We start from the raw sequence: 9,274 nt of genomic DNA, 5'->3' as shown, positions 1-9,274 counted from the left end.
TCTCGGAAAGGGAACCACCCTGACCATCAAGACAAGACGCAACAGCTGCACGCTTCAGGCCACGCTGAGCATGCAAGGAGTTTTTCAGAGGTTCCCTAGCGTTTTTTCATGATTTCCCCCTTACTTTTGGCAAAGGCGGCAAGATTAATACCTAAGCCTCAGATGGAAAATCTTTTTCATATCATTGCGATATTACTTACACGCTTTTGAGAGATTTCGCACTGGCGACACCCATCGCCCCCATACATCCCAGCACCAGCAACGCCCAGTCGTTACCCAACATGGCCACCGCCGCACTGATACCGCCAACTGCCAGCAACAGCACGCCAATCACGGTATTGCTCACCGCCGTGTAATCGGTGCGCTTGGTGCCGCCCGCCATGTCCACCATGTAGGTCTTGCGGCCGATACGCACGCCGGCATGGGCAATCGCCAGGATGAAAAAGGCCACCGGGTACAACCAGTGCATCCCCGCTGCCTGCACACCAGACACCGACACCGCCCCCGCCACCACACACACCAACGCCGCCAGCGCGCCACCGCGAACCATCACGGTGCGGCTGGAGCTGTCCGCCATATAGCCCCACACCGTGGCACTCACCGCACTGGCCAGGCTCGACGCCAGCACGAAACTCCCCAACAGCAGCGCCAGGCTGGACTGCTCTTTGGCCAGCAACACCAGAAACGGCGACGCCAATGACGACGCCATCAGCAAGGCACGGGTAATCACGAAGCGCCGAAAAGGCGCATCGTCCTTCAACAGGGACAAGCTATTCCAGGCCTCGCGAAGGGCGTTGCTACCGCCCTCGCTGGCACCGGGATATTCATCCACGGACAGAAACACCAGCGCGGCCACCAACCAGGCCGCACCGGCACCGGCCAGCAGTGCACTGTAGAACAGGACGGAAGGGTCGCTGTCGCCACGGAAGATCAGCAGCGTCAGCCCGAAGGTCAGCGCGCCGGACAGCGTGGCCGACAGTCCGGTGAGCCGCCCACGGCGGGATTTGGGAATGCACTTGCCCTGCACATCCTTCATGGACACGGAACAGAAGCCCCGGCTGATGCTAAAGAGCACCAACAGGCCGACAATCCCCCACCCCGCAGCCAGGCCATCCAGCAGCCAGACCACCAACGCCATGCCCAGCACGGATAATCCCTGCAGCGCCGCCCCAAGCACCCAGAAGCCCTTACGCACCGGGTAGCGACGCACCATTGCGCCGATCATCAACTGTGGAATCAACGAACCGGACTCACGAATGGGCACCAGCAAGGCGGCCAGAGAACCCGGCGCGCCCACCGCGCTGATCAGCCAGGCCAGCACGGTTTTCGGGTTGATCAACAGGTCACCGATCTTGGTCAGGGTATTGGCGGCGATAATGCGAAAGAAGTTACCCGGTACCTCCCGGCAAGCGTCCTCACTAATGTCTGTACAGGTGCGCGCATCTTCATCGTTGGCCACTTTTTCATACAACGCGTCCACTACCGACTCTTTCTTCATACACTTCCTGATAATCGCTAGACGCCGAATGCCGGATGCCTGACGAAAAACACGCAGCCTGAAATGCTGTCGTTATTCCGACACGCTTTCCCCGCTTTGCGGCGCACAGGGGTTTGACGGGAAAGCAGCAGGCATGGCAGATACGCAGAACCACGAAAATACCGTCCCCAATTGGCAGGATACCATGGCAACCGCCGGGCTTTGATTGCGCCCCCACCGGGCGGGCTTTAGACTTTGCGACATCTCTTGCTAGCGAGTCATCATGTCGCAACAGAATCCCGACGTCTTGCCCCATGCCGCCGCCGGCTCCGTAGGGCTGATCGAGCCACAGGTTCACCACTTCGACACCCCGTTGGAGCTGGAATGTGGCCGTACGCTGCCGACCTATGATCTGGTTTATGAAACCTACGGCACCCTGAACCGCGACGCGTCCAACGCGGTGCTTATCTGCCATGCCCTGTCCGGCCACCATCACGCCGCCGGCTATCACCGGCCGGACGACAAACGCCCGGGCTGGTGGGACACCTGCATCGGCCCCGGCAAGGTCATCGACACGGACCGCTTCTTCGTGGTCAGCCTGAACAACCTGGGCGGCTGCCACGGCTCTACCGGCCCGGCGTCCATCAATCCGGAGACCGGCCAGCCCTGGGGCCCGGACTTTCCCATGATGACGGTGAAGGACTGGGTAAACAGCCAGGCACGATTGGCCGATGTGCTCGGCATTCAACGCTGGGCCGCGGTCATCGGCGGCAGCATGGGGGGCATGCAGGCCCTGCAGTGGTCCATCGATTACCCGGAACGCCTCAGCCATGCAGTGGTCATCGCCGCCGCGCCGAAGCTCTCTGCCCAGAACATCGCCTTTAATGAAGTGGCGCGACAGTCGATTCTGACCGACCCGAACTTCCACGGCGGGCGTTATTACCTGCATGATACCTACCCGCGCCAAGGGCTGATTCTGGCGCGCATGGTCGGCCACATCACCTACCTGAGTGACGACGCCATGCGCATGAAGTTCGGCCGCGACCTGCGCGCCGGGCGCTTCCATTTCGGTTTTGATGTGGAGTTTCAGGTGGAATCCTATCTGCGCCATCAGGGCGAGGTGTTTTCGCGCAACTTCGACGCCAACACCTACCTGCTGATGACCAAGGCGCTGGACTATTTCGACCCGGCCCGGGAATTCGACCACTCCCTGGAGCAGGCGCTCGCCAAACCCTCCTGCAACTTCCTGGTCATGTCGTTCACCTCGGACTGGCGCTTCGCGCCGGAACGCAGCCGGGAAATCGTCAACGGCCTGGTCCACGCCGGCCGCAATGTGAGTTACGCGGAAATCGACACGCCCAAGGGCCACGACGCCTTCCTGCTGGATATCCCCGAGTACACCAAACTGTTCGGTGCCTACATGCACAGGGTCGCCAACGAGGTGGAAAACAGCGCCAACGAAACCGAAAGCCGGACGGAAAATGCGGGAGCCAGTGCCGATGCGTGATGACCTGCAGCTAATCAGCGACTGGATTCCCGAAAACGCAACCCTGCTGGACCTGGGTTGCGGCGACGGCACCCTGCTGGCCCACCTGAAAACGCACAAGCAAACCGCCGGCTATGGCCTGGAAATCAACCAGGACAACCTAGCCGCCTGTTTTGAAAAGGGCGTGAATGTTCTGGAGCAGGATCTGGATGGCGGCCTGGGCAACTTCCAGGATCACCGCTTTGATTACGTGGTGATGACCCAGGCACTGCAAGCGGTGCTGCGCCCGGACCAGATCCTCAACGAAATGGTCCGCGTCGGTCGCGAAGCGATTATCACTTTCCCCAACTTCGGCCACTGGAAAGTCCGCGCTTACCTGGGCCTGAAAGGGCGCATGCCGGTGTCGTCTGCGCTGCCCTACGAGTGGTACAACACCCCGAACATTCACCTGTGCACCGTGCAGGATTTTGAAACCCACTGCCGAAAGCACGGCATTCGCATCCTCGAACGCCAGGTGATTAACCGTAATCACCGCACCAGCGTGCTCAGCAAATGGTGGCCAAACCTGTTCGGAGAAATCGCCATTTATCGGGTGAAGGGCTAAGCAGCTACGAGCTACGAGCTACGAGCTACGTACGTTAGACAGTGCGGAACTCGCGATCCAGTTTCCCGCTCTTTTATCTTTTTCTCGTGGCTCGCGGCTAGGCACTCGCAGCTAACAACGTCAGGAGTTCCGCATGGAAAAAATCGTACTCGCCTCCGGCAATGCCAAGAAACTCGCTGAAATGCAGCAGCTGCTGGCGCCGCTGAATATTGAAGTGGTCGCCCAAAGTGCATTCGATGTACCGGAAGCCGAGGAAACCGGCAGCACCTTTGTGGAAAACGCCATCATCAAGGCCCGCAATGCCTGCAAGCACACCGGCCTGCCTGCCATCGCCGACGATTCCGGGCTCGAGGTCGCCGCGCTGAACGGCAGCCCCGGCATTTTCTCTGCCCGCTTTTCCGGGGTCGGCGCCACCGACGCAAAGAACAATGCCCTGCTGGTAGAGATGCTCACCGAGATTCCGGAAGAGGCCCGCCAGGCCCGCTACGTGGCACTGATTGTATTAATGCACCACGAAGACGACGCCACCCCGTTAATCTGCCAGGGCAACTGGAACGGTCGCATCGTGCTGGAACCCCAGGGCGAGCAAGGCTTTGGCTACGATCCCCATTTCTTTGTGGAAGAAAAAGGCTGCACCGCCGCGCAGTTGCCCGCGGAGGAAAAAAATGCCATCAGCCACCGGGGCAAGGCCATGGGCATGTTGATTGAAGCACTGAAAGCCTAGCCGGTCGCCTGGTAACCCTCACCGCACCTGCGCTCCTCTCTGATAAGGTCAGGGTTTACCGTCAGCAAGGAGCCGCTTCGGTGCCAACCCCACGTCGCCCTCATCCACAGCATTGCCTCTGCCTTGCCCTGCTACTGCCTGCCGCCCTGAGCGAGGCCAACCCGCTACACGGCAGCGTGCAGACGCAATGGCACAGCCGCTATGTGAGCGAAGGCCGCGACAACCTCGATGGCCACAGCCTGCATAGCCTGGGCGGCGACCTGACAAAAGACCACGCGGCCCTGGGAGTTTGGCAAGCCTGGGGCGCTGGCAGCAGCGGCTACCGGGAGAACAACCTGTTCGCGGAGTACGCGCCGGGCATCGGCCGTTGGGAGCCGTACCTGAACGTGACTTACCTGCAGTTCCACGCGGACGACCCGGCACTGGACACCCCTGATGACGTGGAAGCGGGCTTCGGTGTTGCCACCCATCTACGGCCCTGGCTGGCCCTGCGCGCAGACAGCACCTGGAGCAAGCAGGCCGACGGTGCTTTCTATGCGCTATCGCTGGTGGGGGAACAGCCGCTCTGGGCAACCGGCATCGCGCAGCTGCGGCTGACACAAGCCTATGATCAGGGTTACGCCAGCGAAGATTATGACGGCCCCAATCACCGCGAAGTGGGCGTGATGCTCACCTGGCACTGCCACCGGGCAGTCAACCTGTGGGCCGGCTGGCAGCACAGCTGGGCCGGAGAAGATGTGCGCCGCGATGGCGGTGGTGACCTCAGCTGGGGGCAGGTCGGGGTGATGGGTTACTTCTGAGCCCGCGCCAACCAGCGGTCCAGCGCATTGGCAAACCGCCCCTTGTCCTGGTTGGAAAAACTGGCCGGGCCGCCGGTCTGCATCCCCGCCGAACGCATTTCTTCCATGAAATCACGCATATTCAGGCGTTCGCGCACGGTATCCTTGTCCAGCCAGTGACCACGGGGAGTCACCGCTTCCGCGCCTTTCTCCACCACTTCCGCCGCCAATGGTATGTCCTGGGTCACCACCAGGTCCCCGGCCTCACAGCGCTGCACGATTTCATTATCCGCCACGTCAAAGCCCTGCCCCACCTGAATGGAGCGGATCAACGGCGTACGCGGTACGGCGATATGCTGGTTCGCCACCAGGGTGCAGGGAACCTGCGCTCGCTGCGCAGCACGGAATAACACTTCTTTCACCGGACGCGGGCACGCATCCGCATCAACCCAGATATGCACCATATAAACCAGTTGATAATTGACAGTGGACAGTTGACAGCTAAAACCCAGGAAGCCCCATAGCTCGACGCAACTCTTTGTTTTTCGCTGTCCATTGTCAACTATCAACTATCAACCATTCTGCTACCATGCCCACTCTCTTCCCATTGCCTCAGCTGCTTCAACACTCATGCCCCTGACCAATCCGCCGCTTTCGCTCTACATCCACACCCCCTGGTGCGTGCGCAAATGCCCCTATTGCGACTTCAACTCCCATGAGCGGGGCGAGATTCCGGAAGCTGCCTACCTGCAGGCTCTGCTTACCGATCTGGAACAGGATTTACCGCTGATCGGTGACCGTCCGGTGGAAACGGTGTTTATTGGCGGGGGCACCCCCAGCCTGATGTCCGTCGACTTTTACCGGCAACTTTTCCAGGGTATTCGCCAGCGGCTGACCCTGCAGGCAGACGCCGAGATCACCCTGGAAGCCAACCCGGGCACCCTGGAAGCCGGCCGTTTCGAAGGCTTTCGCGCGGCAGGCATCAACCGCCTGTCTATCGGTGTCCAGAGTTTCAATAACGCGCACCTGCAAGCGCTGGGGCGCATCCACGATGCCAGCGCCGCCATCGCCGCCGCCCACCAGGCGCAAGCCGCCGGCTTCGACAATTTCAATCTGGATATCATGCATGCGCTGCCCGGGCAGAGCCACGCCCAGGCCCTGGACGATCTGCAGCAGGCCATCGCCCTGCAACCCACGCACCTGAGCTGGTACGAGCTGACCATCGAGCCCAATACCGTTTTCTACCGCGCGCCTCCGATCCAGCCAGACGGCGACGCCATGGCCGACACCGAACAGGCCGGCTTCGCCCTGCTCGCGCAGCACGGTTACCAGCGCTACGAAATTTCCGCCTTCGCGCAATCTGGACACCGCTGCCGGCATAATCTCAATTACTGGCAATTCGGGGACTATCTTGGCATAGGCGCCGGTGCTCACGGCAAGATCACTGACGCGACACAGGGCAGCGTGCATCGTTACCAGAAAACCCGAAAACCCGAGGACTACCTGGCCGACGCCGCCCATGCTCGCCGCCAGTACCAGTCCATTGCCCGCGAGGACCGCCTGTTTGAGGCCCTGCTCAACGGCTTGCGCTTGGTCAACGGCATCACTTGGCAGACACTGGAGGACGCCACCGGAGAGCCGGTCTGGCAATGGCAAAACGCCCTTGTCCCGCTGGAACAGCAGGGGTTGCTCGCCATCACAGACCAACGACTGGCCTGTACCGATAATGGTTTACGTCACCTGAACGGCTTGCTGGAAAAACTGGCAGCGGCGCGTCTGTAGGCGGCACGTTTGTCTGCACGACAACAAAAGCGCTTGAACCCTATTGCAAGGCTATTCACACTGAATGGCGGGATCACAAAAGATTATGACTATGACAAAAACACGCAGCGGGCGCGAACAAGCGCTGGCAGAAAGAGAACAGCTCTTTATTGAGGCAACTCGGCAACAGCTCTGCGATGAAGGCTTGCTGGGCGTGCAGATGGCGGCCATTGCCCGCAGCTGCAATTTTGCCACGGGCACACTCTATCACCACTTCGCCTCCAAGGAAGACCTGCTCATCGCGGTCTGCACCGAGCTGACCACCACGCGGCGGGAATACTTCGAGAAAGTCGCCCATTCCGACCTTCCCAACCGCGACAAGATGCTGGGCTTTGCTCTGGCCTACTCACTGTTTGCCCAGCATTACCCTGAACACTTCCGGCTCGAACAGTACATCATGACCGAAGTGGTCTGGCTGGCGTCATCACCCAGCCGCCGGGAGCAGTTCCTGACCGCCACCCAGCCCATTGGCAGGATGGTAGAACAGGTGGTGCGCGATGCCATTAGCAGTAACGAACTGGAAGACCATGGCCAGGACCCGCTGACATTCAGCATTGGCCAGTGGTCCATGTCCATGGGCATGCATACGCTGATCCATGCCGACGGCATCCTGGATATGTACGATCTGAAAGACCCTCACAGGTTGCTACTGCGCAACGTGCAGCTCCAACTCAATGCCATGCAATGGCAGCCGCTTGACGACACCCCCTTTGATGACGACGCACTGAGCAGCAAAGTAGCCAGCCTCTGCGACACGCTGTTCGCCGAGCTGTGCACTGAAAAAGGCAGTTGCCTCAAACTTGGTTGCGCCTGAGCCCCGTCTCGGCCGTCTGCCAACCATAAAAAAGCCCCGCAAGTGCGGGGCTTTTTTATGGTGCAATGAACAACGATTATTCTGCGCTGGCCACCGCTTCCTGTTCCTGTTTTTCGTTTTCCTGCAGTTCTTTTTCTGCCTTCAGGCTCTCGTGCTGAGCCGGCGTACAACCGAGGCAACGAACGAAAGTATTCTTGCCCGGATTCATCACCAGCACTTCACCGGCTTCTCCCGGATTGCCCCCCAGCAGGCTGAACGGCAGCGTGACCACATAAAGGCCTGCTCCCACCACCGTGGATGCCAGCAGCAATGGGCGCGCAAAAACCGCGTCGCCGATCATTGCCATTTCCCCCGGCCGATCCAGCTGTGATTCAGCCGCCTGTGCCGTGACGGGCGCCATGGCAGCAAACAGCATGGTGGAGGCGAGTACGGATGCCACTACCGGGCGCTTTGCTCGCTTCATGGTGAGTCCCTCTTGTATTTTTATAGTTAAAGTATCGCTGACATTGTTTCAGCTAAGTCGTTAATATTCCGACAATTGCATCACAATCTACACCTTTGTTCTTAGGCCAGCAATAGGTCCGGCGCTCAATCATTGATCAGCACCGACGCGAGGCGACTCCCCATCCTTCACCCCGTCACCGCTGGCATTGCGGGCAATAGGCCGTACTGCGCTGGCCATGCCTATCCGCCTTCAGGATGGCTTCGCATTGCAGGCAGGGCTGGCCAGCGCGGCCATATACATTCAGCGACTGGGCAAAATACCCGGGCTGACCATCCGCACGGGTAAAATCCTTCAGGGTCGTCCCGCCCGCCTCAATCGCCCGGGCCAGCACCACCTTGATGGCCTCAGCCAGCGCCTGATAGCGCGTCAGGGAAATACGCCCGGCCGCCCGTGATGGATGGATACCGGCCATAAACAGGCTTTCCTGGGCGTAAATATTGCCCACCCCCACCACCGTGGCGTTATCCATGATGAAGCTCTTCACTGCCACCTTTCGCCCCCGGGAACGGTCAAACATCCCCTCACCGCTAAAAGCCTCACTAAGCGGCTCCGGCCCCAGCGACTGCAACAGGCTGTGTGGCTCCTCGCCGGCCTGAAACAGCACCGTACCGAACCGGCGCGGGTCGTTGAAACGCAACGCCTTGCCGCTATCGAGCAGCAGATCCACATGGTCGTGTTTGCGCAATGGCAAGGTCGCATCCACCACCCGCAAGGTGCCGGACATGCCCAAATGAATCAGCACCTGCCCGTGCTCCAGCTCAATCAACAGGTACTTGGCCCGCCGGCGCAAGGCCACAACAGGGCAATCACGCAACGCATAAAGGGCCTCACTGACCGGCCAGCGCAGGCGCGGCTCACGCACCGTCACCGACGTCAAAATACGCCCCTGCACATGCGGACGAATGCCGCGCAGGGTGGTTTCCACTTCAGGTAATTCAGGCATAAAAAAGGCAATGAATAGTTAATAATTAGGGTCTTAGGAAGCAAATCACTCAATTGGACGCTCCCTGAGCAGTTTCAGCAGCCGCTTGTAGATATCCTCTCGGCGGTTGTTGAACCTGAAT

10 protein-coding genes are annotated in these 9,274 nt (G+C 59.9%); 6 read left to right on the top strand and 4 right to left on the bottom strand.

All coding sequences use genetic code 11. The features are described 5' to 3' along the window. Window positions 1–196: 196 nt before the first annotated feature. Entirely contained in the window at window positions 197–1,498 is a 1,302-nt protein-coding gene (locus COA55_RS16810) for an MFS transporter (RefSeq protein WP_290503073.1), read from the bottom strand. A gap of 262 nt (window positions 1,499–1,760) precedes the next feature. On the opposite strand from COA55_RS16810, the gene COA55_RS16805 reads away from it, so the two are divergent. The 4 genes from COA55_RS16805 (at window position 1,761) to COA55_RS16790 (ending at window position 5,091) form a co-directional block, all read left to right on the top strand. After that, window positions 1,761–2,984, top strand: coding sequence for a homoserine O-acetyltransferase (locus COA55_RS16805; RefSeq protein ID WP_290503072.1), 1,224 nt, complete (start codon window positions 1,761–1,763; stop codon window positions 2,982–2,984). Next, window positions 2,977–3,567, top strand: a complete 591-nt coding sequence (metW, locus tag COA55_RS16800; protein WP_290503071.1) for a methionine biosynthesis protein MetW — start codon at window positions 2,977–2,979, stop codon at window positions 3,565–3,567. Before COA55_RS16805 ends, metW begins: the two co-directional genes overlap by 8 nt. Before the next feature lie 133 nt (window positions 3,568–3,700). Further along, window positions 3,701–4,291 carry an RdgB/HAM1 family non-canonical purine NTP pyrophosphatase gene (gene rdgB, locus COA55_RS16795; RefSeq protein ID WP_290503070.1) on the top strand — a complete coding sequence of 197 codons (591 nt, stop codon included), beginning with the start codon at window positions 3,701–3,703 and terminating at the stop codon, window positions 4,289–4,291. 80 nt (window positions 4,292–4,371) lie between these two features. Then, the gene (locus tag COA55_RS16790) at window positions 4,372–5,091 is read left to right on the top strand and encodes a hypothetical protein (protein ID WP_290503069.1); all 720 of its coding nucleotides are present in this window, start codon (window positions 4,372–4,374) and stop codon (window positions 5,089–5,091) included. Here COA55_RS16790 and COA55_RS16785 read toward each other — a convergent pair. Next, on the bottom strand, window positions 5,082–5,534 hold the full coding sequence (locus COA55_RS16785; RefSeq protein ID WP_363970987.1) for a YaiI/YqxD family protein: 453 nt from the start codon (window positions 5,532–5,534) through the stop codon (window positions 5,082–5,084). The genes COA55_RS16790 and COA55_RS16785 overlap by 10 nt on opposite strands. 166 nt (window positions 5,535–5,700) lie before the next feature. On the opposite strand from COA55_RS16785, the gene hemW reads away from it, so the two are divergent. Both hemW and COA55_RS16775 read left to right on the top strand, forming a co-directional pair. Then, window positions 5,701–6,852, top strand: coding sequence for a radical SAM family heme chaperone HemW (hemW, locus tag COA55_RS16780; protein ID WP_290503068.1), 1,152 nt, complete (start codon window positions 5,701–5,703; stop codon window positions 6,850–6,852). A 91-nt stretch (window positions 6,853–6,943) separates the two neighbouring features. Next, a complete protein-coding gene (locus COA55_RS16775) occupies window positions 6,944–7,705 on the top strand; it encodes a TetR/AcrR family transcriptional regulator (RefSeq protein ID WP_290503067.1) in 762 nt (253 codons plus the stop codon). A gap of 76 nt (window positions 7,706–7,781) precedes the next feature. Here COA55_RS16775 and COA55_RS16770 read toward each other — a convergent pair whose 3' ends face one another. Next, window positions 7,782–8,168 carry a hypothetical protein gene (locus tag COA55_RS16770; protein WP_063518896.1) on the bottom strand — a complete coding sequence of 129 codons (387 nt, stop codon included), beginning with the start codon at window positions 8,166–8,168 and terminating at the stop codon, window positions 7,782–7,784. Window positions 8,169–8,343: 175 nt separating this feature from the next. After that, window positions 8,344–9,153, bottom strand: coding sequence for a bifunctional DNA-formamidopyrimidine glycosylase/DNA-(apurinic or apyrimidinic site) lyase (mutM, locus tag COA55_RS16765; protein WP_290503066.1), 810 nt, complete (start codon window positions 9,151–9,153; stop codon window positions 8,344–8,346). Window positions 9,154–9,274: the final 121 nt, after the last annotated feature.

The sequence above is a fragment of the Alcanivorax sp. genome (genome assembly GCF_002733835.1).
In the GTDB taxonomy this organism is placed as follows: domain Bacteria; phylum Pseudomonadota; class Gammaproteobacteria; order Pseudomonadales; family Alcanivoracaceae; genus Alcanivorax.
Note: the sequence above shows the minus strand (reverse complement) of the source record. Positions and strands in the feature narration are given on the sequence as shown.

Excerpts from the sequence above, each read along its gene's own strand:
- COA55_RS16810 (WP_290503073.1), bottom strand. The coding sequence starts at position 1,498 with ATGAAGAAAGAGTCGGTAGTGGACGCGTTGTATGAAAAAGTGGCCAAC.
- COA55_RS16805 (WP_290503072.1), top strand. The coding sequence starts at position 1,761 with ATGTCGCAACAGAATCCCGACGTCTTGCCCCATGCCGCCGCCGGCTCC.
- metW (WP_290503071.1), top strand. The coding sequence starts at position 2,977 with ATGCGTGATGACCTGCAGCTAATCAGCGACTGGATTCCCGAAAACGCA.
- rdgB (WP_290503070.1), top strand. The coding sequence starts at position 3,701 with ATGGAAAAAATCGTACTCGCCTCCGGCAATGCCAAGAAACTCGCTGAA.
- COA55_RS16785 (WP_363970987.1), bottom strand. The coding sequence starts at position 5,534 with ATGGTGCATATCTGGGTTGATGCGGATGCGTGCCCGCGTCCGGTGAAA.
- hemW (WP_290503068.1), top strand. The coding sequence starts at position 5,701 with ATGCCCCTGACCAATCCGCCGCTTTCGCTCTACATCCACACCCCCTGG.
- COA55_RS16775 (WP_290503067.1), top strand. The coding sequence starts at position 6,944 with ATGACAAAAACACGCAGCGGGCGCGAACAAGCGCTGGCAGAAAGAGAA.
- COA55_RS16770 (WP_063518896.1), bottom strand. The coding sequence starts at position 8,168 with ATGAAGCGAGCAAAGCGCCCGGTAGTGGCATCCGTACTCGCCTCCACC.
- mutM (WP_290503066.1), bottom strand. The coding sequence starts at position 9,153 with ATGCCTGAATTACCTGAAGTGGAAACCACCCTGCGCGGCATTCGTCCG.